This window comes from Paraburkholderia atlantica, assembly GCF_009362785.1.
In the GTDB taxonomy this organism is placed as follows: Bacteria; Pseudomonadota; Gammaproteobacteria; order Burkholderiales; family Burkholderiaceae; genus Paraburkholderia; species Paraburkholderia atlantica.
This window is the reverse complement of record NZ_WHNQ01000046.1, coordinates 1-22,890: the sequence shown is the minus strand read 5'-3', so window position 1 is coordinate 22,890 and position 22,890 is coordinate 1. Positions and strand designations below refer to the sequence as shown.

Sequence of the window (22,890 nt, the reverse complement as noted above, 5' to 3'; positions counted from 1 at the left end):
GCTAGTATTTGATGCTAGCGAATCCGCCTCCGTTCCGAGCGATCGAGCGATCTTCGTCGTGCGCTGTATCGCGTGCGACTGTGCCTGCGTGATGGTGCTCAACGCTTGTGCCGCCAGCGCGCGGCCTGGGCCGATGTCGCCGGTTTGATTCAAGTGACTCGGAGACTCGTGCGGTGGCGCGAGCGATTGGGCGGTAAGTCCCGTCACTCTGCATAGTTGACGCGGCTGGCAGGGACAGGAAGGGGGCCGGTCGCAAGCGGACCGTAGCATCGCCTCGGCGTGTTCCAGGTAGGAACACGGTGGTCGTAGAATCCAGCCTGCCCGACAGCATTTCTAATCGCGTTCCTGCCAACAACAGCGCCATCGAGAAGAAAAGCCGCGTAGACGACTGGCCTCGTCGAGATACCGTATGTTGCAATCAACACCGGCACACTTTCGTGATGCCTTTCAACAACAGCATCAGAGGTCAGGACGTCGAAAAGCGAATTCGACTCGAACTTGTCCCCGGTGAGCATCCCGCGGGCACCCAGATAACTTACCTTTGCTTCGACCGTGTCCGGCACGACGAGGGACGACAAAAGCGGCAGACCGTGAAGTTGAGCACCACGTCGTGGCCACGAAAGCCCAGCGCGCGCACAAGACGTCGACTTCCCTTTCGGACGCGCCCCGAAGGCAGGCTCTTTCGGCAACACGGGCGGCTGGGCGCCGGCTCGGTGTAACGCGCACAAATCCGGTCGGGGATGCCGTCAGGCGCGGCGAGCGACGCTAGAGCAGCTGGGGCAGCGTCTTGTCGACGGCGATGTGATATTCATTCTAGCCGGTAGCCAGGAGATCGCCTGCCGCCCAGGGTTTTTGCCGGATAGATTTTGCACGGCTACCAGCCCCTCTGGAAACCCACTAGCACGAGCACCGCGAACCGCTGCAACTCCGGCGAAAGCGGGCCGACAAGCGGACGCCACCGAAATGAACGCCTCAGTTTGCCCTCGCCGATCCCTTTTGGATCCGAGTTAGCCATGAACTACAAGTGGCGGCACACATGGGTACCAATGCTCGACATCGCGGTCTGCTCACGGCATACATACCTAAGAATGAGTCGCTCCAATTCGTTATAACAGGGGCGCAGCGTCTCGCGAATCGGGCCAGTGATACAGATAGGCACGCATCGAGATATCGTTACTCGGAACCTGCAATAGCCCGTTCTACGATTTATCCGTGGCTGCTGCTTAGCTCTGCCGTCACGCGGCCGATGCGTTCGAATATCACCAAGGCATAGGTGACGAGTGCGCACCGATTTCCCTCAGGTTCTTGCTCATCTTGTCTCGCATCAGTGCAAGCGCGCCGAGCGTTGCCGAATTCGCGGATGCCAGTTCACGATCGCATGCAGCCTTGCTGCGGCCCGTGCGCCGCACGGGGAAATACAAGCGCGGTCCGCGATGATTTCGGCTCCCGAGGGTGGCACTCGGGAGCGAGCCCCGAATCCGTGGCGTGCCAGGCGGATTCTTGACTCCGCAGTTATGACAGCATCGCAATCTCTCCATCGTGGTCGCTTCATTACACCCGGACCGCTTGTCACCGCGTATAGCCGGCCAAACGTGGTGAGCGGTCCGCGAGCGCTGCTCTGCTGTCATTCTGCAAGTCACTTGGCTCAGGTCCTAGACTCCCATGCGAAATAACGTCACAACTGCCGCCGGTTCGTGCCTGCCAGCGACACGATCAGTCGACCAGCGGATCCTTGAACTTCTAGGCGCATCCTCGCTGAGCCCGACGGAAGATCAGCAAGGCGTCTGCGCGAACTGGATCACACCGAGGTGCACCGTTATCTACATCCCGCATTGCCACGGCCTGATCGACGAAGCGGTGCCCGCAGCCGCCATCCGACGACTGTGCTTCGAGCATCCACAGCACAAGAAGCTGTCGGACACGGCTTTTAAAAAGCTGGGTCGGCCTGCACGACGTACGACGCTGCTCGTCATTAACGGTGCTCGAGGTTCTGTTTGGCAGGATAAACGCTTCTCCTGAGCCTGCCCCCCAGCGATAGAGTTGCGGCGTGGGTCCGTCGCGCAGGGGTCTAAGGCTTGGACTGAGACCGACGGCTTTCATTTAGTTATGCCAAGTTAAACTGGCCACCGTTAACACCGTACCGGTTTCTGTTACGGAACCAACAGCGACCCCGATCCAATAGCCGGGTCCCCGAATCATAGCGGCGGCGGATACGGTACCTTCGTGAAACATTGCGAAACTGTTTTCAATTGCTTGGAAGCCCCGTCCGTCAATGCTTCCCCGCTGTTCCCGACATTTGTTTCACGGCGAATTTTTGCTGGGGGTAGCAAAAAGCTGATCGGTGCGGTCGTAAAACGATGGCGTCTAGGCGCCGTTGATTCTGTCGTAGTGAATGATACGTAATTTGTAGCGGACCTAGCCTACGATGAACAACTGTTACTTATGGATCGTTACCAGACGGGGGGGCGAACCGACGTCGTTTCAGGCGAGCCGCCTGGACGTAGACGTAGTAACGAGCGACTTCTCCAAGGCCGCGATTGCTGGATAAAACGCGCCGCGAGACCGTTGTCGCGCAACACAGTTTCCACCACGATTATATGTTCCGGACTTCTTCGCTTCGCATGGCCTATCGCCTCGAACTCGTGGCTCTGGCGCTGCCCGCCAATTGCGCACCTGAATCGCTCCCGGCGCCCGTATCCCAATTCGTCGCCGCGTGCTGGCCCGGAATGAGCCGGGCGCAGTTGCTTGACCGCGCACGTCGGTTCACGTTGCGCGCTTCACTGCGGGCGCGCACCGAACGCAGGCCCGACGGCGTGCAGTTTTATGCACTCGTATTGGTGACCGACGATGCGCGCGCCGAGCTCGTAGCTCATGTGCGCCGACTCGCGCGTCGCGGCGGGGCCCGGCGCGCCCGAGCCTCTTTGCCGCCAGCGCAGGACGAGAGGCAAACCGGGCTCTTCTAAGAGCCCGGTAATGGAGTAGTTGCGTCTTTGCGGCCTCATTTCCTGCCGCGCCATACAAACTCCCCGTCGGCCCAATAATGTGAAGGCAAGCGGTCTGCCGCTTTTGCGGGCTGAGGGTGATCTACAGTGCAGATCAGTTACTGAAAGGAGTGAAGCATGGAAGCGTACAACCCTCAAAACGCGCCCGAGCCTGACTCATGGCTCGAACTCGACGAACAGGAGCGCATTGCCCTGGCCGAGGCCTGGCATCGGGCGGCGCACGTCAAACTTTCAAATGTCACCGCACACGCCGTGCTTCATACCGTCGTGGAAAACCAGATTGCGATGGGTCTCGACCCTGTGGTCCTGGCCATGCATCGCCTCATAAGCGAAGGACTGACGCGGCACGATGCTATTCACGCGATCGGCTCGGTGGTCGCCGGGCATCTGTACGACGTTCTGAGCGCGGGGCAGAAAGGCAATGTTGACGATTCCGAGGCCCGCTACCTTGCAGCGGTGGAGCGGCTGACCGCAAAAGGGTGGCGCAAAGGAGGAAACAGTCATTGAAACGTCATCCATGATTCGAAGTGAGACACCGTTTCGCGCGGGGTGTCACGTCGACAGGGTTTCAACCCAGCGCTTCCAGACGGCGTTGGCAACGTTTATCTTCGCCACCGCGTCGATAACTTTGCATGGCCTTTGTGCGGTCCCGGACAACGCTATTGTCTTCCGCACCCCAGACACCTTCCCAGAAAAGTCCGAGGTTGTGTGCTGAGGCCTTGTGTCCCAGGTCAATGGCCTGCTCGTACAGCGAGCGCGCACGGATTGCGTCCACCTGCATGCCGCGCCCGAGCCGTGCACTGTCGGCAAGCGCCGCGGCGGCCAGGCCGCGCAGACGACCGTCCGCGGTCTCGTCCTTCATCACGTCTTCAAGAATCGCGTTACCTCTGCCAAAGTCCGCCTCTCCTCCTGTTGGTGTGACGAGAGAAATAGCCATGGCCATTCGCCAGGCGGGATGGCGGTTCGCGCCAATACGCTCCAGCAACCAGCGGCCCAGATGGGGTGCGCGGTTTAACGTGCTGGTGAGCAGTGCATTTGCGATCGCCGCGAGCGACTCCGGTGACAGGAATCCAGTCTTGTTTGCCGCAATGACGTGGCGCGAGAACTTTTCGACATCCAGTGTAGGGTCAGCGTGGCGCAACTGATGCCATTCGCGCTCGATTGTCCCGACCCAGCTTTCCATTTGCATGGGAGCAATCTCCCGGTGAAGAATGCACCTGATTCTAGCTCACCTTTTGCCAATTGCAATGTCGGGATCCCGTGTCCGTGGCTGCGTACGTTCGGCAGGTGGCGGTGCCAGGCAGTGAGGAGGAGAGGTATAATAATGTGCACTATTTATACCTCAGGCACGCGTCGCTGGCGGCGACCGCATGTTCAGCGCTCAGTCCGATTCGCGTGAGGTGATAGAAGGAGATGGTTCCACGATGGCTAATGCATTCGAACTCATTGCCCTGGCGCTGCCTGGCGATGTCGCGCCCGAGTCACTGCCCGCCACCGTCCGCCAGTTCGTCGCCGACTGCTGGCCCGGAATGAGCCGCGGCCAGTTGCTCGCCCGCGCGCGGCGCCTGGCGCTGCGGCCGTCGCTGCGCGCAGGTTCGGCGACTGCGCCGGGTGAGATTGGCCGCTTTGCGCTGACCCTTACGGCGGGCGTCGAGATCGTGTCCCTGATCGCGCATCTGCGCCGCGTTGCACAGCGCCGCGCCTCCGCGCGCAGTCGCAAGGGGGCCACCGCCTCCCGGCCGCCCGCGCGCGATCCGCGCCAGGCGTTGCTGTTCTGAGGGTGCGGCAAATGGGACGACCCCGGATCGAATGGAGCGACTCGCAGGTGCGCGCAATCTCGAGTGCGGTTGCGATGCTCGACCGTCACTTCCCACGGGACAACACGGGTTTTCTGGACGGGCTCGTTGCGGCGGTACGCGCTACGACGGGCCGTGTCTATGGCGCCACGACCTACGGTCGGTTGTTGCGGGATGTCGCGCCGCAGGTCGGAGTACGTCGGCGCCCCAGTACGCCGACAATCCAGTCCGCGGTGTTGCGCGCGCAGGCGCTCGAGCGTGGCGCCGTACAGGCGGCTGCCGAAGCGTCCGCGCTGCTTCCTGCTGACTCGCGCGTAGCAACGGCTGCCGCCGTAAAACAACTGTCCGCGGTGGCCCAGCGCAGGAAACGTGAAGACGCCCGACATCCCGTCACCGTCGATGCTGACGCGCTGCGCGCCTCGCTCACGCCACTGTTGCGCGAACTGCTGCGCGAGAGCGTCGCGCAGCTGCATGCACGAGCCGGCCAAGGGGTGTCATCCAATGCGGACGACGAGAGCGCACGCGAGCTGCAGCTGACGACGGCCACGCTCAAGGACGCACGTGCGAGGATCCGTCAGCTCGAGTTCGAAATGGGTGAACTGCGCCGCGAACTTGGTGCCGCGCAGGCCGCGCGCGATCTCGCGGGTGTGCACGTCAGTGCGATGCTGGAGGATCTGCGCGAAGCGATCGCAGCGTCGCGCCAGGGCCGCAAGGCAGCTCGCCGGTAACTCGAAATGCGGGGAAGAGTCCGCGGCTGCGGTCGTGTGCCTGGATTCGACGGGGGCTGGAATCAGCTTTAACCGGGCGAGTGAACACCAAAAGGACCAGTTCCAATACCTGACGAAAATCTGTCAAGACCAAAGATTCAACATATAGCTCGTATTCCTACGCAATTGTGGAATGGGACCGATCGTGGTTTCCTCGGGACGTTGCCTGAATTGGTATTGAGGTCGGGTAGCAGCGGTGCATTACTGCACCGCCGCCGCCTAAGAATCGTGCATGCGGGTTTCCCCGCACACGGCCAAAGCCTTTCAAAGCCCCATTGCCGGGAACGGTTTCACTACTGAGACTCCGAGGGCACGCGCGATCCGATGACAATCCGGTGAAGCATCGTCAGGTTATTAATCGTGTCCTTTCCGCCATCGATCTCTCGTTCCAAGTGAAGTAGACGCCACCCACTGGATTTCGTGATCAACTGATGCCAGGCTGGACAGGACCGCTGCTGATCGAGCCACAACCGGATCAGCCGCATCCGGCCCTTGAGCGAGTCCATCATCGCGAAGCCTAACCGCTCTTCGAAATAACTTTCCTACTGCGGGTCGAACGGGTTTGCGACACCCTTGACCTTACGGTGCCGCCGAATCGGCGTACCGACAATGTCGTATAGCGTCAGAAGTTCGCGCTTTCCAATGCCGTAGAACATATTGAATCTGTCTCAATTGCGGATAGAAATTTGTCAACTCGCATCGGTGTGCAAAATCGCAACTAACTGTCAGTTCCCATCACCACTCTCTCAGCTTCGCCACAAACCGTCTTGCAAACAGAAGGGCAGTTTGGCCGACCGAACGAATTTTGCAGATGCTGTCTGCAAAATCGCTCACACATCAGCGAATGACCGGTCACGCGAACATCGAGCGGGCCTTGTCGGCCATGAGGCGATGTTCGCCTCTGTCGGCAATTGGACATTTCGAAGAGCGCTTTGTATCCGAAAGCGCCCATTCAGCGCCTGTGCTGCATCACGTCCCAACAATGACGATGGTCCATCTGCCTGAGTTGCCGCCGCCGGATCAATTCGCGTCGATAGTGAGCGGCAACCAGCAGCACGGCGGAAGTCAGCCCAAACAGACCGACGGCGATTCCTGTCCACGATTCGGCCACGGAATACTCCTTGACTGCGGAACGGATTACGCAAGATGTGTCATTCGTCGTTCGGGACACGAGCGGCGGCCTTGAGGAGCAAGGTGTCCGTCGCTGGTAATGAGCGGGCGTTGCTGGCCGGATGCGAGTTGTTCCAGCGTGACGAGCTGGCGGTCCAGAAGCGCCTCCAGATCCGCACCGTCCAGACACATCAGGTCGGGCGCATCCTTGAGCAGCATGAGGGTGGCGAATTCACGTGGACTTAGCATCTCCGTCTCCTGGCTACACCTGCCGTTTCGCTGGGAACCTGATCCATCGGCCTCGCTTCGCGAGCAGGATCAATTCGGGGATGGCGGCTGCGGAATGCGCTCCTGTTCGGGTAGGAGGTCGCGCGCCAAGGCGATCATCTTAATGCTGGAATGCGCGATAGATCAATATGTGGGAAAGACTTTTTCGAAGGCGATCGTCATGCCACGATGGTGCCGTCGCGGTGCAGCATCCGGCTGATATGCGGCTGGACGGCGACTTCCATTGCGAAGCCATCAAGCTGACAGATCCGTCCTGTTCCATCCCCGCAGGGCTTACCGTCCCAAGATGGCAATGACAACCGCAAAAGTCTGTCGATATGTGCGTCGGCTCGGGACGGCCCCCTTGTCCTCGGCAGAGGGTGAGCAGCGTTAACATGACGGCGGTTTTGACGTCGCGTCTCTTGTGCAAAGCCAGAACCCTTGTCCGGTTCTGCAGGGGCCGCCGCGAGACCATCTTTGAGGGTTCGAATATCCTTTAGCAACTGGCTATTTGATTCAGAGAGGTTCGCCATCTTTCTCCGCGAGCCGGAAACAGGCAATACCGCCAACAGAACGATAAGCAAGTCGGAAGTCACTGGCTTGGCCAGACCACGGCTGACGCCGGTTTAGACGTGATGGCCGCTGATATGCGCGGTGCGGCGGCCCGCGCCGAATAATTCGGGGTGGCGCCGCGGCCGCTGGCGTTGCAGCGCTGGCCCGGTTGCGTAGCACGCACTAAAATTTACTCAGTCGGTAGTTCTTTCCCGCGCTATGCGACCAATGAAATTCCGGAGGTTCTTACGATCGAACCGTCCGCGTCCCCTGTCGTGAGCCTCGTCCGGCGAGCGGGAGCGCCCATTACCCCGGAAGTGGAAGGACGTCCCGGCCGGCGCCTGATTTTGCGGCGGAAAACAACGGCCCGCATCGACTCGCGCAGGCGCTCGCCGGGTCGGCCAGTCCCGTGCTGCAGGTACTGGCCGACATCGCTCTTACACTGTGCAACGCCGGTAGCGCTGGCATCACCCTGCTCGAAAGCGGCGGTGACCACGAACCTGTATTCTGCTGGACCGCGCTGTCAGGCCATTGCGCGGACCTGGTGGACAAGGTGATCCCCCGTGGTGACAGCTCTGCCGGGGTCCCGCTGGCACTGGGCGCCGCGCAGCTATCCGCTTTCCCGCAGCGCCACTGGTCGCATGGCGGCCTTCAACGACCGAGGGAATCATGAGCCTGTCGGACTTCATTGAAACCAATCTTTCTGCGCTGGTTGCGGACTGGACAGAATATGCGCGCACAGTCAGCCTGACGGACACCCGTCTCACCGAGACCCAGCTGCGGAACTCGGCTTGTGACATCCTGATGTGGATTGCGGCAGATATGCGCGAACCGCAAACTGACGCGCAGCAGAAGGCCAAGTCGTACGGCGATCGGCACGATGCACAATCCGCTTTGGACAGGGTCGCCCGCGAGCACGCGGACGATCGTCTCGCGCATGGCTACGGGATCAACGATGTGGTAGCGGAATACCGTGCCCTGCGCGCGAGTGTGCTGCGGGAATGGTTGCAGACGTCACCGGACCGCGCTGCGGTTTTTCAGGAGATGATCCGGTTCAATGAGGCTATTGATCAGATGCTCGCAGAATCGGTCCGGCAGTATGCGCAACGCACGGAGCGCATCCGTGATCTGTTTGCCGGCGTGCTTGCGCATGACCTGCGTTCCCCTCTCGGTGCGATATTGAATTCGGCGGAGATCGTTTTGCATGACAGCGGTCTGTCACCATCCACCGTGAGAGCAGTGGCGATCGCGCAACGGGGCACCGTGCGCATGAAGCGGATGATTGATGATCTTCTTGTTTTCACGCGTACCCGCCTCGGCGACACGCTTCCAGTTGATTTCACGTCGCAGGACATCGGGCGTATCTGCAACGACGCGGCAGATGAGGTACGCGCTTCGTATCCGGATGCACGGATTGACGTGCGCGTTATGGGCGACACTGCCGGCAAGTGGGACGGGGTCCGGATCGGCCAACTGCTGGTTAACCTGCTCGTGAACGCAGTCCAGCACGGTTCAGGGAATATAGGCGTGGATGCCTCCGGTCAAGGCGGACAGTTGACAATCGTCGTGTCGAACGAAGGCGACCCGATACCGGCGGTCGCCCTGCCGACGCTCTTTGATCCATTGACGCGGGCCAGTCATTCGCCCAGGCAAGGCGGGGCGTCTTCGAGCATGGGCTTGGGCCTTTACATCTGCCGGTGCATCGCCCACGCGCACAACGGCACCATACAGGCCGGGTCGACAGGCGGCAGGACGACCTTCACGGTCCAGATCCCCCGTTTTCCCGTCCGTGCTTTGACCTGAACGGCGCTCCGTCCCGGAGTTCTCACCGGAGTATCGATCGCGGAGGGTCGCCGATCGGCGTGCGTCGAATGGGCGGGTTGGCCAACGCCTGTCATCGTCCTGGGCCTTCACAAGCACACTCGAACGTCGACTTACTGCCCGGTAGCGTGAGAGGAGCCGCTTGCTGGCATCCGCAGACGCTCAGCGATCCCCGACGGGCTCGCTACTGCAAGTGTTGGTCGGCGCTGACGCTTGTCTGCCTGTAGGACAAAGGTCGCATGGACAATAATGCTGCAGGCGCGGGCTACCTTCCTGTTCAGGCGCGTCGCCGACGCGCCCACCCCGGAAGCTCGCGCGCGCCGCTGGCATGCGACGACGCGCTATTCCGTCTGGCCGCTTCCGCAGATCATCCGGTGCGCCAGCGCTTACGCCTTCGTGTATCGCATTGCGAGGTGTGCCGTGGATCGCGATCTCGAGGAGTTCTGTGTTGCCTTCGAGGAGCTGGGCGCCGCGCGACGCTCCTTCCAGAGGGTGTCGGCCAATGAGCCTGACCATTCCGTAGATATTCGCGTCATGTTGACAGCACTCAACGAGGCCACACACCGGTATTTCTCCGCTATTTGCAGACTTCGACAATCTGCGTTCGACGACCAGTATGCGTATTCCACGCAAATCGAGCAGCCGTTCCACGGCAAAGCGAGCGCTGCGGACGTGGCGACGCGGGGTGAGTTCTTTTACTCCTTTCCGTCTTCGGTGGTCAAACCATTTCGGCGCTTGCGCATCGACTCGCCCGATAGTGTGAGCCGATGCGCGTTGTGAACCAGCCGGTCGAGAATCGCGTCGGCAAGCGTTGGATCGCCGATAGCGGCGTGCCAGCTGTCGACCGGGATCTGTAATGCGCTGAACAAGCTTATGCGGAGTCCGATGGCACGAACCCCGCTACCGTCAGCGTCCAACGGTCTTCCCCCGATGCGTAATATGCGCCGTGTTCAGCGACGCAATTAGCTTGTCTGTCGCCTTGAAGCGCCCGGAACGTAACTTCGGCGCCACGACAGATTCTAGCGCCTCCAGTTTCACGGACTGATCGATCCGTGTGTACATTTCCGTCGTCTGCATGCTCGCATGACCGAGCCATAGGGAAACCTTTCGCAGGTCCTTTGTCGCTTGCAGGACAGTAAGCGCTGAGGTGTGGCGCCTATGTCGCTGGATAGATAGGCGTCACTATCTGCCGTTCCGGACTATGTCGGGTAACGAGAACAGGTTTTTGCGAACGCCAGACACTCACGCGTCGTGACGCAAGAAAGCCCATCCCATCCCCCGACATAGTTTGGCCGCCCTACAGGCTATTCAGGAAGCCGAGGAGTTGGTCTGTCGGCTGGTAGCGAACCGGCTTTCCCTGTGGTGGAGATGTCTTCGCAAGGGCTTGCTCCTTCATCGTAAGTGTCGCTTCGAGATAGATCTGCGTGGTTTCCACCGATTCATGCCCGAGCCACAACGCGATTACTGAACGATCGACGCCAGCTTGCAGAAGGTCCATGGCCATCGTGTGCCTCAAGCGGTGGACGGTGACCCGTTTCTGCTTCAACGAAGGGCAAACTCGGGACGCCGCCTCGCGATGCTTGTTTAGCAGATACTGCACACCGTGGACGCTCAGACGATCGCCTTTGGCGCTCGGAAACAGCACTTCACCACTCCCGCGTTGAGGTTCTCGTAACCAGCCCTTCAGCACCGCGAGCGTGGATCTTGCGATGGGAGTGCAGCGTTCCTTACGGCCCTTGCCGATCACACGCACGTGAGCGCCGGTTCCGAGGACGACGTCTTCGCGTTTGAGTCCGGTGATTTCGGACAAACGTAGTCCCGTCTGCACCGCTACGAGTATGAACGCGTGATCGCGTCGACCTGACCAGGTGCGCTGGTCAGGCGCGGCAAGCAAGGCATCAATTTCCGGGCGCGTCAGGAAGTTGACGAGGGTGCGTGCGAAGCGTTTGCTGGGAATCGCAAGCACACGCTGGATCTGCTCGGAATGCGTCGGCGTCTCGAGCGCCGCATATCGGAAGAACGAATGAATTGCCGTGAGCCGCAGATTGCGGCTGCGAATGCTTACGCCCTTGTGTTTCTCCAGATCATCCAGAAACGCGACGATCAAAGGAGCGTCGATCTCCTCGAAATTCAGGCGTGACGGTAGCTTATGCAAACGCTGCTGTACGAACTTCAGAAATTGACGGAAGGTATCGCGATAGGAACTGATTGTGTGAGGACTCGCCTGGCGCTGCTGCATGAGTCGCTGTGTAAAGAAACGCTCGAGCAGTGGAGCGAGGCTGGCGGACATGGTCATGGCCGGTTCTCCCAACGCTGTTCGAGTCGGCGCATGGCCTCGTGCATGAGTTCCGGTGAGCCGCTTAAATACCACTGCGTATCGGCGACATGGACGTGGCCGAGATAGGCGGAGAGGATCGGCAGGCAACGCGTCGGATCCTGTTCAGACTGGTACCAGCGCAGGAGCGTGTTAGTCGCAAATGCGTGCCTCATATCGTGGAGGCGTGGTCCATGGTGGTCGGCAACACCACGCAGGCCGATCTGCCGTGACAGCGTATAGAAAGTCCGATGTACGTCTGCGCCGTCCAGGCGATTGCCCCGGTTGGATACGAACAGATAGGAGGAAACTGGCCGACCTGCCCAATGACGATTGCGGCGTGCAATGTAGTTGGCGAGCACATCACAAGCCGAGTCGTGCAATGGCACGAGCCTGGACTTGTGGCTACGCCGCTAGCGGCGTAGCCACAACTATGCCGCATTCGAGGCAATGCCGATCTAGCTGGGGCTGGGCCACGAAGGTGCCGGCAGTGAGCCCAGCGAGACGATGTTCACGAGTCATCTAGCTCGGCATAGTTTAGATGCCTAAAGACCTTTGAGAAACGCTGCGAGCTTACTGTCAGGCCGGTATCGTACGGTCTTACTATCATGTGGCGCGACATTGGCGAGAATTTTCTCTTTCAACTCCAGACTGGCATCCAGGTACATTTGGGTTGTCTGGGGGGATTCATGGCCCAACCACATGGCAATGTTAAATGGATCCACGCCGGCCTGCAGTAATTCCATGGCTGCGGTATGTCTCAATACGTGCGGAGTCACGCTTTTTTTGCGCAGCGAAGGACATACCCTGGCAGCCTGCGAAGTGTACTTCTTCAGAAGGCGTTGTATGGCATCCGAACTGAGATGTCCGCCTCGAACACTCGGAAACAGCGGATCGTCGACGGGTGCCCGAAGCTCTTTCATCCAGGCTTTTAGAACAACGGCGGTCTGTTTACTGAAGGGTGTAACGCGTTGTTTTCGACCTTTACCTACAACATCAACGTGCGCGCCAGTGCCAAGGGTAACATCCTCGCATGTGAGGCCGGTCATTTCCGATACACGAAGTCCCGTCTCCACTGCCAGTCGGAGTAAAGCATAATCGCGACGACCGCACCAGGTGTTCGTATCGGGTGCGGCAAGCAGCGCCTTGACTTCCGGCCGCGTCAGAAAGTGAATGAGCCTGCGATCGTAGCGCTTTCCAGGCATCGACAGCACGCGCTGGATTTGCGCAGAATACGTGGGCGCCTCGAGGGCCGCATAGCGGAAGAACGAACGGATCGCCGTCAGGCGCAGATTCCGTGTACGGGCACCGATGGCGCGGGTCTTTTCCAGATCATTCAGAAATGCTGTCACGAGCGGCGCATTGATGTCCTCAAATGCCAGGTGGTCCGGTGGTTTGTGCAGTCGCTTGTTGGCAAACCGAAGAAGCAGCCTGAACGTGTCCCGATACGAACTGATCGTGTGCGGACTGGCCTGCCGTTGTTGCATGAGGCGTTCCGTAAAGAACCGTTGCAATAGTGCTGGGAAACTGACGGTAGATTTCATGGCACATCCCTCCAACGACGCTCCAGGCGCTTCATCGCCCGCTTCATGAGCTCTGGATTCTGCTCTACATACCAATACGTATCTTTCATCCATTGGTGACCGAGGAAGGTCGACAACACTGGTAACCAATGCTCGGGGTCTTTACCTAATCGGTCTAATCTCACCAGCGTCGTGACCGCGAATAGATGGCGATAGTCGATGAGCCGCGGAGCATGCTTCGTTGAATCGCGAAGACCGATTTTCCGTGTGAGTGCCGTAAATGTATGGGAGATCATGTCTCCACTGAGAGGCTTGCCTTGCGAAGTGAGGAATAAACGGGGTTCCGGGCGACCCGCAAGACATAGTTCACGACGTCGAAGGTAGTCTGCAAGTACATCTCGAGTGGTGGAATGGATAGGAACCAACCTCGATTTCCCGTGCTTACTTTCCCGCACCGTCAGCACACATTCCTTCAAGTCTACGTCTTCAAGCTCCAGATTGACTGCTTCACCGGGGCGCAATCCCGTTACGCTTAGGAGACCGATCAGTGTAAAATAGGTCCACCTCCGGAGCCCCCATACCGGAGGAAGGGCCACTGCGGCGGCCAGTATCTCTCTGGTTTCCTCATCGGTGTAAAGGTGGGGAGCGCGCCGGTGATATCGGTGCGGCAGCAGTCCGGCCGGTGGAATCTCCGTGTGTGGATCGAAGGCGCTCAGATAGCGCGCAACGTCACGCACTACACCTAATCGCTGAGCCCAGATTACAGGTTGAACCGATGGGGATTTTTTCGCCCAGGTTAACGCCAGCGACCCCTTAATGTGTGAGAACCGACGCCGTTCCATAAAGCTGACGAAGTCTTCCAGCCGCTGGCCTGCTTCATGGAGTTTGAATCCCATACGACGGCGCATCGTCAGGTACTCTTCCATTGAATTGCGTAACGTACTCACGATCGACTGCCCGGCCATGGCGGCGCCAAGATTCGCAGCGAGTCCAAATCGATTTTGGTATATATTCTCGTCGAGTCGGGACTCTTGTGGCGCAAGACCTCGCTAATCTCGGCCAACGAGGATCCTTGACGCAGCATCTGCGTCGCTAGCGCATGCCGGAATTGATGGGCTCCTTTTCTCTGCGAATCGATGCCGGCCCGCTCCAAAGCGTATTTGACTACATTGCTTACCGATTTTGACGTCCTGAAGCCACGAATCGGTGCGTTTATACGCAGGAAGACTCTCCGACTCTCAGAATGCGCACGACCGTTTTTCAGGTAGTCGGCGATCGCTTCACCCACCGTCGCCAGCAATGGCAATGGCGACTCCTGACCGCCTTTTCCATGAATGTTCAGCGTACCAGCTGCCCAATCGATGTCATCCAACGTCAAGGAAGCAACCTCGCCACTCCGCAATCCGAGCCGGGCAAGGAGGAGCAGAATCGCATAATCGCGGCGTCCGACGGGACGACTGCGGTCACAACTGGCCAACGCGCGCCTGGCATGTTCAGGAGATATCGCCTTGGGGATTGAAGTCATTGACCAGTGAGCGACCTTGGGAATCGCTGCAGCGAGGTCAAGCCGGATTAAGCCACGATAACGCGCATATTGCAAAAAAGAGCGCAACACCTTTGTGATCGAATGCGTACGTGTTGGATACTGAGCAGCCTCATACTGAACAAAGTCGATGAGATCACAGGCATGGAGCTCCGAAAGCCGCGTTGCTCCGTCACCGTATAGTTTTTTCAAAAACAAATACGCATACGATCGATACGTTCCGATCGTCGTGGCTGCCAAGCCCCGTTCGTGATGCAGATACAAAGCGTATTCGCTTACCAGTTTCTCAGCTGGTGTCTGCGCAACGGGTGCGTCCCTTGCAACGACTCCATTATCTTGCAGCAATTGCACAAAACATCTTAGCGCGTATTGTTCGCCTTTCCGTGGACATCGGTAGTATGCGCGGTAGCGCAGGTAACGAAGCGTGGTTTTGTAAGTCACTTCCTCGATCGACGTTTTCTTGCGCTTGAGCCACACGCTGAAATCGGCAACGAGACGCAAGTATCTGCGAATGGTTTCTTGCGGATAACCTTGATCATAGAGCATGCCTTGAAATGCATCGAGGTGCTCAGCAAGAGGGCCTTCGGGCGCATCGAGCGAATGCGACCGCATTTTGGGATACGACTTCTCCATGACCTGCGTCTCTCGCGAAAGCGGGGCCAATGTCATTTAGACTATGCCGATCACGTTTGGTTCGTTGCGCCTGAATGTGCGACTCATTGTGTCTGGATCGAACATAGTTTGGGAGGCGGCATAGTTACCGAATTTGGTACCACGAATTGTTAGCACCCCAGTGGTAAGATCCACGTCCCGAAGCTCAAGATTACGTGCTTCCCCGAGTCGTATGCCCGACACACTCAGCAACCCGAGCAAGCAATAGAACGTCCTGGGCCGAAGTGCGCTGCGCTCATAGCGATATGGCAGTTGAAGAGCAGCCGCTAGTAAGTTGCGAATCTCTTCGTCCGAATACAGGTACGGTCGAGCCCGTTTGGGTTGGAACGGCAGCAGACCTTGCACTGGAATCTGCGTTCGCGAATCAGTGGCGCTGCGATGGCGCGCGAACTCGCGTACGAAGCTCAGTCGCCTCGCCCAGTGTGCGGGTTGGGCTTCGAACGGTTGTTGTGCCCATACGAGAGCCAATGCCTGGGTGATGTAGGGGGTGCGGTGTTCCTCCATGAAAGTGACGAAATCGAGTAACGCTTTGCCTGCATCGCGCAGCTTGAATCCCAAACTGCGTCGAAGACAGAGGTACTCATCAACTGCCTGCCGAAGCGTATTCATTGCACACCTCCCGGCCACGGCACAGCCAGCGTGCGCAATGCCTTGATATCGACCTTGGTGTAGATCGTCGTGGTTTGCGGATGCTGATGCCCCAGTAACTCGCCGATCTCACCGAGCGAGGCACCATGACATAGCATCTCAGTCGCCAATCCGTGACGAAACTGGTGAGCTCCCCTAGTTGGAGCGTCGATGCCAGCGTGCTGGATGGCATGCCGCACAACCGAACCAACTCCACTTGGCCCGCTAAACCCCGTGATCGGCGCCCTGGCACGCAAAAATACACGACGACAAGTGCTACGCGGACGCCCACGAATCAGATATGTAGCGATTGCCTTGCCGACGTCAGCAGGCAATGGCAATTCGTTGCATTGCGTGCTCTTACCGCGCACGCACAAGCGTCCCGCACTCCAGTCGATATCACCGAGCTCGAGTGACACTACTTCCCCGGCGCGCAACCCCAATCTAGCAAGCAAAAGCAAAATGGCATAGTCGCGAAGACCGGTTTTGCTTCGTCGATCGATGCTGGCCAACAACTGCCGTGTTTGATCGGGGGCGATCCCACGTGGTATTGACGGCATCGCCCAGTTGGCCACGACTGGAACAGCGGCGGACAAATCCAGGGTAATGTCACCGCGATAACGTGCGTAGCGTAGGAACGATCGCAGCGCGGCCGTCAGAAGCTTCGCACGCTTTGGCTGCATACGCTGCGCCTGACGCTGCGCAAATCTCACAACATCGCCAGCACATAGGCGAGAGAGTGTGACGCGTCCTTTACCGAAACGGTCGTTAAGAAAAGCGCGGACGAACGGCACGTAGTTGACGATCGTCGCTGTGGCCAAGGCCCGCGCTTCACGCAAATACGTCACGTATGCCTGCACGCAGCACTCAGTCGACGGCAGTCGAGGCGACGCTACTTGCTCCGCAGGAGTCAATTTCTCCAGGTGAAGAAAGTCAATGAGGTGTCTAAGCGCGGCCCGATCTCCTCGGCGGGGCCGAATATGCCGAGCCCGATATCGCAAATACCGTATCGCGTGGTCAGCGCAGATGCTGCGCACTCCGACACCCGTCTGTTCAAGCCAGCGGCTGAACCCTGATGCGATCCGTACTTGCTGCTTCAGTGAACCCTCGCGATATCCCTGCTCACTGAGCGATCTCGCAAATGGTGCGATGTAGGCAGCAAGCGACCCTTCGGGCGGCCGCGACAGTACAACCGCGCCATGAATGGTGCACTTCACGATGAGCTCCTTTCTGACTTGCGGGGGCTGGTGGAAGGAGTCAAGACTATCTCCCGGCGATTGCATGAATCGCCCGTGAAATCCAGGCTATCTCCGGATTACCCGACATAGTCCGGAACGGCAGATAGTGACGCCTATGTCGCTGGATAGATAGGCGTCACAGCTTCGCGACGCACCTGCTCGAACAGAAGGTGGACATCCGCGTCATCCAGGTGCTGCTCGGCCATGCGAAGCTCGACTATCTCCCGCGCCGAACTATGTCCAGCTTAGATTGAAGGTCCTCGTTGTTCGTGAAGATGCGGCGTGGACGCTCAACATTGGCATGCTTCTTTTCGGGCACTTCCGCCTGAAAGGAGAAGACCGTGGAGCATTCCTATGTAAGTGCCAAGACGATGGTCTGCACCGTCGGAGGCCTGATATCTGAGCACCTTGTCGCATTCGTCGAGTGGCTGGTCGAGCAACAATATGCGGAGAGTTATGCATTTCTGGTTGCCCGACAGGCGCTTGCATTTGGTCGGTGGTGCAACGATAGGCGGCTTTCACTGTGTGCCTTGAACGACAGCGACATCGCACGATACCAGCGGTTGCGATCGCGGCATCGATCGAGATGCCTCGAGACCCGACGCCGGGAGCTGCGCGCGTTGCAACTATTGATCAACTACTTGCGTAGTCGAGGCGTGTGTCATGCCTCTCAAGCGCTCGCGGCGGCCGCTGACAACGTTATCGAAGAGTTCGCGTTGTGCCTGCGACGTGATCAGGGGTTAGCGGAAGTGACTGTCGAGAACTATGCGAGGTGGGTACGCAGATTCCTGGTGTGGCGTTTCGGTCGCGGAGATATTTGCCTGTCTGATGTTCGTGCGGCCGACGCCGCTGCATTCATTCAGAGCGAAGCAAAGCGCATGAGGCCGGCCGCGCTGAAGAATATTGCCAACGCTTTGAGGTCGTTCTTCCGTTACTCGCAGTCCCGTGGCGAAGTCTCCGCAGGACTTGCGGCAAGCGTGCCAACGGTGGCCACCTGGGCGAGCACGCCCCCAATCCCGAGAGCCATCTCAGCGGAACATGCCCAGCGCGCAATCGACAGTTGTAACCGACGGAGTGCCGTAGGGTTACGCGATCGCGCCGTGCTGCTACTTCTGGCGCGGCTGGGGCTGCGTGCCTGCGAGATCGTCAGGCTGACGCTTGACGACATCGATTGGGATCGCGCTCAATTGCGCGTGCGTGGAAAAGGTGGGCGCGAGAGCCTCCTGCCATTGGCCGCCGACGTTGGTGAAGCAATCGCCGCCTATCTCCAGCACGGGCGGCCCTCCTGTCCAGATCGGCACCTCTTCCTTCGTTCCGTGGCGCCGATACGCGGGTTGATGGAAGGTTCAGACGGGATTGGCACGATTGTGCGTCACGCAATCCTACGAGCGAGAGTCGACGCGCCTCATCGCGGCTCACATCAATTCCGGCATGCTTTGGCCGTACGCATGTTGCAGCTCGGCGCGTCGCTGCCTGAGATTGGCCGGGTGCTACGCCATCGTAGCGTGCAGTCCACCAGCATTTACGCGAAGGTGGATGTCAACACACTCCGGACATTGGCGATGGCCTGGCCGGGAGGTGTGCGATGAACTCGCTTCGAGAAGGACTCAGAGAGTACCTTGACCTGCGCCGCAGCCTTGGCTTCAAGATGCGCGAGGCCGGCCGGCTGTTGCTCCAGTTCATCGACTTCATGGAAGCACGGCAGGCAGAGTACATCTGCAATGGCCTGGCGGTCGAATGGTCGCAACGTCCTTCGGTTCAACCCGCCGAGTGGGCCAGGCGGCTTTGCTTTGTGCGCGGCTTTGCCCGCTACCGCAGCGCCACCGATAGCCGCACTGAGATTCCCCCAGTAAGTCTGTTGCCGCATCGTTCCACTCGGGCGAGACCGCATCTGTACACGGAGCAGGAAGTGATAAACCTCATGGACGCGGCACTGAAATTGCCGGTGACCTGGCCGTCGACGCCGCTGCGGCCGTGGGTGTTTTACTGCCTTATCGGCTTACTCAGTGTAACGGGCATGCGTATCGGGGAGGCAATGAGCCTTGAGCTGGATGACGTGGACATTGATAACGCTATTCTCACGATTCGCGGTGCAAAACAAGGTCGTTCGCGCCTGGTTCCCATTCATGCGACTACCTGTGCCGTTCTGGCAGAGTACCTCAGGCGCCGCGAGCAGTTCTTCGGTCATCCCGTCTCATCTTATGTCTTTGTTAGCGGCCGCGGAACTCGGCTGGACATGGGGCGCGTTCATCGCGTGTTCTACGCACTATCACGGGCAACTGGTTTGCGGGCGGAAGGTGCAAGCAAAGGGCCGCGTCTGCATGACTTCCGTCACCGCTTCGCTGTCGAAGTACTGACACGTTGGTATCGGTCTGGGGAAGATGCCTGGCGCCTGTTGCCGCTTCTGTCGACTTACCTCGGACACGTATACGTAGTCGGCACATACTGGTATCTGAGCGGCTCGCCCGAGTTGATGGCACAGGCGATGGCCCGGTTCGAGCGGCGCTGGGGAGGCTCATCATGACACGCGAGCCCAGTTTCGCCGTCCTGCTGGAGAAGTTTTTTATCCAGCGCCTGATTCAACAGCGTCAAGCAAGCGTACACACGATCGCATCGTACCGCGACACATTCCGGCTGTTGCTTGAGTTTGCCCAGCGGCACTTGCATAAAGCGCCATCCAGCCTGGCCCTGGAAGACGTCGATGCGTCGCTGATCTCGGCGTTCCTTGATGAACAGGAAAAGGTCCGGAAGGTGACGGCCCGAACGCGTAATCTGCGCCTAACGGCAGTGCATTCGTTCTTCAAATATGCGGCGTTCGAGATGCCGTCACACGCTGCGCACATCCAACGGGTGCTGGCCATTCCGGCCAAACGGTTTAGCCGAACCCTGGTGCCCTTCCTGAGCCGGCAGGAGGTCGATGCCTTGCTGGCCGCACCTGGCCAAGATACCTGGTCAGGTCGCCTTGATCACGCACTGTTGCTGCTGGCGGTTCAGACAGGGTTACGCCTGTCGGAACTAACCAACCTTCAACGCGAAGATCTATATATTGGCATCGGCGCGCATGTGCGAGTAATTGGCAAGGGACGCAAGGAGCGTTGTACGCCACTGAGCAAGAGCACGCGCGCAGTGCTGGCCGCCTGGCTTCGTGAGCCATCGCGGGCCGAAAATCAGCCACTGTTCCCGAATGCTCGAGGCGGTCAGCTGAGCGCACACGGCGTACATTACCTCGTCCACAAGCACGTCGCAGCCGCCGCAAAAGAATGCCCATCGCTGAAAAACAAGCGCGTAAGCCCACACGTGTTGCGGCACACGACTGCAATGGACCTATTGCAAGAAGGCGTCGACCCGTCGGTCATTGCACTGTGGCTTGGTCACGAATCGGTGGAAACTACACAAATCTATCTCGACGCCAATCTGACGTTGAAACAGGAGGTTCTTGACAGGACTACACCGCCTAACGGGAAGCCTGGACGGTATCGACCAGATGACCGATTGCTGGCGTTTCTAAAAAACTTGTGACCAGATCTATGTCCCGCTTAGCGCTCGGCCGTGCGTTACCGTACCACGGTACTCTGCGCACCGGGACATAGTTCGGCGCGGGAGATAGTCGATGCTATTGACTGCAGTCAATAGGCTGGAGAACACCGCGCTCTACGCCCAGGTGGCCACCGACCTGCTGCACGAAGTCACCAGTCCGCTGGATCGTCTGCCACCCGGCTAGGCCCGCGCTGTCGCGCCTCATGCTGGAGGTTGCGGACATCTTCCGCAGCCACGGGCCAGCGTGGCGAGCCACGGCGCATCTGAGCCTGGGGCAGCTGAAGGTCATGTCGGCCATCGAACGGTGCCGCACGGCGGCACCGGGCGGACATGTGCTGCGCTGTTCCGGCTGCGCAAGCTCAGAGGTGTCCTTCAACTCATGCCGGAACCGGCATTGCCCGAAGTGCCAGGCCAGCGCCGCACACCGCTGGCTGGCGGCACGCCAGGCCGACCTGCTACCCGTCGAATACTTCCATGTCGTGTTCACCCTGCCTGCACCCATCAGTGCAATTGCGTAGTATAACAAACGGATCATCTACGGCCTGCTGCTCGACATTGCCGCCGACACGCTGCGCACGATCGCCGCCGATCCCAGGCATCTCGGCGCGCAGATCGGGGCGACGCTCGTCCTGCACACCTGGGGCTCGGCACTCACGCATCATCCACACGTGCACGGCATCGTACCCGGCGGCGGACTGTCGCCCGACGGCGAGCGCTGGATCGCCTGCCGGCCCGGCTTCTTCCTGCCGGTGCGCGTGCTTCCACGCCTGTTTCGCCGACGCTTCCTCGAGGCGCTCGAGGTGGTCCACCGGCGTGGCCAGTTGCAGTTCTTCGGCGAATACACCGGGCTCGCGGATTTCGCCGCCTTTGCCCAGTGGCTTGCGCCACTGCGTACCTGCGGATGGGTGGTCTACGCCAAGCGTCCGTTCGCCGGACCCAAAGCGGTGCTCGAGTACCTCTCACGCTACACGCACCGCGTTGCCATCTCCAACCAGCGCCTCGTCGCCTTCGACGAGCGCGGCGTGACATTCCGCTGGAAGGACTACCGGGCGAAGGGACGCACCCGCTACAAGACCATGACATTGGAGGCCGGCGAATTCATGCGCCGCTTCCTGCTCCATGTGCTGCCCGCTGGTTTCCACCGGATCCGTCACTACGGGCTGCTCGCCAACCCCGTGCGCCGCGCGAGTCTCGCGAAGGTGCGCGATCTGCTGCACGTCGCACCGGGGATCAGCCCGTCACCGGACGAGTCCACCATCGCAACCCGGCCGGTCTTCATCTGCCGTCACTGCGGCGCACCGATGATCGTCATCGACATCCTCGCGCGCAGTGCCCCCATCCGCGCACCGCCGATATGCCGAGGCGAGACATGAGCACAACGGTTCCCCGATATCAAAACCGAGCGTCGGCTTTGCGGCAACGCGGCCCACGAGCGGACGTTTGCGCCTGGCGCTCACGCGAGCGCCTCCCAGGTCCGCTTCACCATCGTGGTCTCCCGACAGGACCACTTCGCTACGACGTCAGCGCCCGTGCAGAGTCCCGTCTGGCCGCACCTCACCCACCATCGCTGCGCATCCTGACCTATCAATCGCCATAGCGGCGAGTTCCGACCACATCGGAGCACTCCGCGGTTTCCTCCATCGGGCTTATTCGACGCCTGCCGACACGCGCGGCGGCATTCACATTCCTGCGGCCGATGGCAGGCATCGAATAAACCTTAACGAACGGAGCCTTTCCCGGCAATGTGCGAAGAACCATTTTTTGCGGGGGAGCGCGCCCGGGGGCGGTCTGAAAGGTTCTGTTGCAGTAAGGCCCACGTTAAGATTGGGTAGCGAATTTTTGAGCTGTGCGATGAAGAAGACGAAGACACCGCGAACCACACTCGCGCCGGGCTTAGCCAAGGTCCTGAAGCGCCTTCACTACCCGCTTGAAGTGATTTTGCTGTGCGTGCGATGGTACGTGGCCTATTCGCTGAGTTTGCGCAACCTTGCGGAAATGATGGACGAGCGTGGTATCGCGGTGGATCATTCGACGGTGCACCGCTGGGTCATCAAGCTGCTGCCGCTCTTCGAAAGGCGCTTCCGCAAGCACAAGCGTCCGGTTGGGAAAAGCTGGCGAATG

General features: G+C 59.5%; 19 protein-coding genes and 5 pseudogenes. 13 read left to right on the top strand and 11 right to left on the bottom strand.

Annotated elements, in window-relative coordinates; genetic code table 11:
• Window positions 1–1,662 precede the first annotated feature (1,662 nt).
• The 3 genes from GCT19_RS35695 (at window position 1,663) to GCT19_RS35685 (ending at window position 3,509) form a co-directional block, all read left to right on the top strand.
• Window positions 1,663–2,019: a hypothetical protein gene (locus tag GCT19_RS35695; protein WP_152854519.1), complete on the top strand. Its 357-nt coding sequence runs from the start codon at window positions 1,663–1,665 to the stop codon at window positions 2,017–2,019.
• 518 nt (window positions 2,020–2,537) lie between these two features.
• Window positions 2,538–2,963 (top strand): hypothetical protein, encoded by a 426-nt coding sequence (locus GCT19_RS35690; RefSeq protein ID WP_227749412.1) that lies wholly within the window; start codon window positions 2,538–2,540, stop codon window positions 2,961–2,963.
• 156 nt (window positions 2,964–3,119) lie between these two features.
• A complete protein-coding gene (locus GCT19_RS35685) occupies window positions 3,120–3,509 on the top strand; it encodes a hypothetical protein (RefSeq protein ID WP_152854518.1) in 390 nt (129 codons plus the stop codon).
• Between the two features lie 61 nt (window positions 3,510–3,570).
• Here the strand turns inward: GCT19_RS35685 and GCT19_RS35680 are convergent, their stop codons facing one another.
• Window positions 3,571–4,191, bottom strand: a complete 621-nt coding sequence (locus GCT19_RS35680) for an SEL1-like repeat protein (protein ID WP_152854517.1) — start codon at window positions 4,189–4,191, stop codon at window positions 3,571–3,573.
• A gap of 235 nt (window positions 4,192–4,426) precedes the next feature.
• Between GCT19_RS35680 and GCT19_RS35675 the strand changes: the two genes are divergently transcribed.
• Window positions 4,427–4,780 carry a hypothetical protein gene (locus GCT19_RS35675; protein WP_152854516.1) on the top strand — a complete coding sequence of 118 codons (354 nt, stop codon included), beginning with the start codon at window positions 4,427–4,429 and terminating at the stop codon, window positions 4,778–4,780.
• Between the two features lie 11 nt (window positions 4,781–4,791).
• The gene (locus GCT19_RS35670; protein ID WP_152854515.1) at window positions 4,792–5,526 is read left to right on the top strand and encodes a hypothetical protein; all 735 of its coding nucleotides are present in this window, start codon (window positions 4,792–4,794) and stop codon (window positions 5,524–5,526) included.
• A 1,176-nt stretch (window positions 5,527–6,702) separates the two neighbouring features.
• Here the strand turns inward: GCT19_RS35670 and GCT19_RS35665 are convergent.
• The gene (locus GCT19_RS35665) at window positions 6,703–6,924 is read right to left on the bottom strand and encodes a hypothetical protein (RefSeq protein WP_193727483.1); all 222 of its coding nucleotides are present in this window, start codon (window positions 6,922–6,924) and stop codon (window positions 6,703–6,705) included.
• 197 nt (window positions 6,925–7,121) lie between these two features.
• Window positions 7,122–7,538 carry a hypothetical protein gene (locus GCT19_RS35660; protein ID WP_152854514.1) on the bottom strand — a complete coding sequence of 139 codons (417 nt, stop codon included), beginning with the start codon at window positions 7,536–7,538 and terminating at the stop codon, window positions 7,122–7,124.
• Window positions 7,539–7,903: 365 nt separating this feature from the next.
• Here GCT19_RS35660 and GCT19_RS35655 point away from each other — a divergent pair, with 365 nt between their 5' ends.
• Both GCT19_RS35655 and GCT19_RS35650 read left to right on the top strand, forming a co-directional pair.
• Complete coding sequence (locus GCT19_RS35655; protein ID WP_152854513.1) at window positions 7,904–8,167, top strand: hypothetical protein; 264 nt, start codon at window positions 7,904–7,906, stop codon at window positions 8,165–8,167.
• Complete coding sequence (locus tag GCT19_RS35650) at window positions 8,164–9,297, top strand: sensor histidine kinase (protein WP_152854512.1); 1,134 nt, start codon at window positions 8,164–8,166, stop codon at window positions 9,295–9,297. Before GCT19_RS35655 ends, GCT19_RS35650 begins: the two co-directional genes overlap by 4 nt.
• A 713-nt stretch (window positions 9,298–10,010) precedes the next feature.
• Here the strand turns inward: GCT19_RS35650 and GCT19_RS35645 are convergent.
• The 8 genes and pseudogenes from GCT19_RS35645 to GCT19_RS35605 form a co-directional block, all read right to left on the bottom strand.
• Window positions 10,011–10,169 (bottom strand): annotated as a pseudogene (locus GCT19_RS35645) (ATP-binding protein); the annotation flags it as partial.
• Window positions 10,170–10,612: 443 nt separating this feature from the next.
• Window positions 10,613–11,611, bottom strand: coding sequence for a site-specific integrase (locus tag GCT19_RS35635; RefSeq protein WP_152854511.1), 999 nt, complete (start codon window positions 11,609–11,611; stop codon window positions 10,613–10,615).
• Window positions 11,608–12,024: pseudogene (locus GCT19_RS35630) on the bottom strand (tyrosine-type recombinase/integrase); the annotation flags it as partial. The gene GCT19_RS35635 and the pseudogene GCT19_RS35630, both read right to left, overlap by 4 nt.
• A gap of 150 nt (window positions 12,025–12,174) precedes the next feature.
• Window positions 12,175–13,173, bottom strand: a complete 999-nt coding sequence (locus tag GCT19_RS35625) for a tyrosine-type recombinase/integrase (RefSeq protein ID WP_152854510.1) — start codon at window positions 13,171–13,173, stop codon at window positions 12,175–12,177.
• Window positions 13,170–14,078 carry a tyrosine-type recombinase/integrase gene (locus tag GCT19_RS35620; RefSeq protein ID WP_227749411.1) on the bottom strand — a complete coding sequence of 303 codons (909 nt, stop codon included), beginning with the start codon at window positions 14,076–14,078 and terminating at the stop codon, window positions 13,170–13,172. Before GCT19_RS35620 ends, GCT19_RS35625 begins: the two co-directional genes overlap by 4 nt.
• A 17-nt stretch (window positions 14,079–14,095) precedes the next feature.
• Window positions 14,096–15,328, bottom strand: coding sequence for a site-specific integrase (locus tag GCT19_RS35615; RefSeq protein ID WP_227749410.1), 1,233 nt, complete (start codon window positions 15,326–15,328; stop codon window positions 14,096–14,098).
• Window positions 15,329–15,364: 36 nt separating this feature from the next.
• Complete coding sequence (locus GCT19_RS35610; RefSeq protein ID WP_227749409.1) at window positions 15,365–15,976, bottom strand: hypothetical protein; 612 nt, start codon at window positions 15,974–15,976, stop codon at window positions 15,365–15,367.
• Complete coding sequence (locus GCT19_RS35605) at window positions 15,973–16,842, bottom strand: site-specific integrase (RefSeq protein ID WP_321576924.1); 870 nt, start codon at window positions 16,840–16,842, stop codon at window positions 15,973–15,975. The genes GCT19_RS35610 and GCT19_RS35605 overlap by 4 nt, the downstream gene beginning before the upstream one ends.
• A gap of 524 nt (window positions 16,843–17,366) precedes the next feature.
• Here GCT19_RS35605 and GCT19_RS35600 point away from each other — a divergent pair.
• From GCT19_RS35600 to GCT19_RS35575, 6 genes and pseudogenes are all read left to right on the top strand, one after another.
• Window positions 17,367–17,486: pseudogene (locus GCT19_RS35600) on the top strand (tyrosine-type recombinase/integrase); the annotation flags it as partial.
• 87 nt (window positions 17,487–17,573) lie between these two features.
• Complete coding sequence (locus GCT19_RS35595) at window positions 17,574–18,821, top strand: tyrosine-type recombinase/integrase (protein ID WP_152854507.1); 1,248 nt, start codon at window positions 17,574–17,576, stop codon at window positions 18,819–18,821.
• Window positions 18,818–19,756: a tyrosine-type recombinase/integrase gene (locus tag GCT19_RS35590; RefSeq protein ID WP_152854506.1), complete on the top strand. Its 939-nt coding sequence runs from the start codon at window positions 18,818–18,820 to the stop codon at window positions 19,754–19,756. The genes GCT19_RS35595 and GCT19_RS35590 overlap by 4 nt, the downstream gene beginning before the upstream one ends.
• The gene (locus GCT19_RS35585; RefSeq protein WP_152854505.1) at window positions 19,753–20,751 is read left to right on the top strand and encodes a site-specific integrase; all 999 of its coding nucleotides are present in this window, start codon (window positions 19,753–19,755) and stop codon (window positions 20,749–20,751) included. The genes GCT19_RS35590 and GCT19_RS35585 overlap by 4 nt, the downstream gene beginning before the upstream one ends.
• 221 nt (window positions 20,752–20,972) lie before the next feature.
• Window positions 20,973–22,142, top strand: a pseudogene (locus tag GCT19_RS35580) (IS91 family transposase).
• Window positions 22,143–22,620: 478 nt separating this feature from the next.
• Window positions 22,621–22,890 (top strand): annotated as a pseudogene (locus tag GCT19_RS35575) (IS6 family transposase); the annotation flags it as partial.

What these genes read in the sequence shown, in the direction of transcription:
- GCT19_RS35625 (WP_152854510.1), bottom strand. Translation starts at nt 13,173, where the DNA reads ATGAAATCTACCGTCAGTTTCCCAGCACTATTGCAACGGTTCTTTACG.
- GCT19_RS35620 (WP_227749411.1), bottom strand. Translation starts at nt 14,078, where the DNA reads ATGGAAGAGTACCTGACGATGCGCCGTCGTATGGGATTCAAACTCCAT.
- GCT19_RS35650 (WP_152854512.1), top strand. Translation starts at nt 8,164, where the DNA reads ATGAGCCTGTCGGACTTCATTGAAACCAATCTTTCTGCGCTGGTTGCG.
- GCT19_RS35665 (WP_193727483.1), bottom strand. Translation starts at nt 6,924, where the DNA reads ATGCTAAGTCCACGTGAATTCGCCACCCTCATGCTGCTCAAGGATGCG.
- GCT19_RS35695 (WP_152854519.1), top strand. Translation starts at nt 1,663, where the DNA reads ATGCGAAATAACGTCACAACTGCCGCCGGTTCGTGCCTGCCAGCGACA.
- GCT19_RS35670 (WP_152854515.1), top strand. Translation starts at nt 4,792, where the DNA reads ATGGGACGACCCCGGATCGAATGGAGCGACTCGCAGGTGCGCGCAATC.
- GCT19_RS35585 (WP_152854505.1), top strand. Translation starts at nt 19,753, where the DNA reads ATGACACGCGAGCCCAGTTTCGCCGTCCTGCTGGAGAAGTTTTTTATC.
- GCT19_RS35675 (WP_152854516.1), top strand. Translation starts at nt 4,427, where the DNA reads ATGGCTAATGCATTCGAACTCATTGCCCTGGCGCTGCCTGGCGATGTC.
- GCT19_RS35680 (WP_152854517.1), bottom strand. Translation starts at nt 4,191, where the DNA reads ATGCAAATGGAAAGCTGGGTCGGGACAATCGAGCGCGAATGGCATCAG.
- GCT19_RS35635 (WP_152854511.1), bottom strand. Translation starts at nt 11,611, where the DNA reads ATGACCATGTCCGCCAGCCTCGCTCCACTGCTCGAGCGTTTCTTTACA.
- GCT19_RS35685 (WP_152854518.1), top strand. Translation starts at nt 3,120, where the DNA reads ATGGAAGCGTACAACCCTCAAAACGCGCCCGAGCCTGACTCATGGCTC.
- GCT19_RS35610 (WP_227749409.1), bottom strand. Translation starts at nt 15,976, where the DNA reads ATGAATACGCTTCGGCAGGCAGTTGATGAGTACCTCTGTCTTCGACGC.
- GCT19_RS35590 (WP_152854506.1), top strand. Translation starts at nt 18,818, where the DNA reads ATGAACTCGCTTCGAGAAGGACTCAGAGAGTACCTTGACCTGCGCCGC.
- GCT19_RS35615 (WP_227749410.1), bottom strand. Translation starts at nt 15,328, where the DNA reads ATGGAGAAGTCGTATCCCAAAATGCGGTCGCATTCGCTCGATGCGCCC.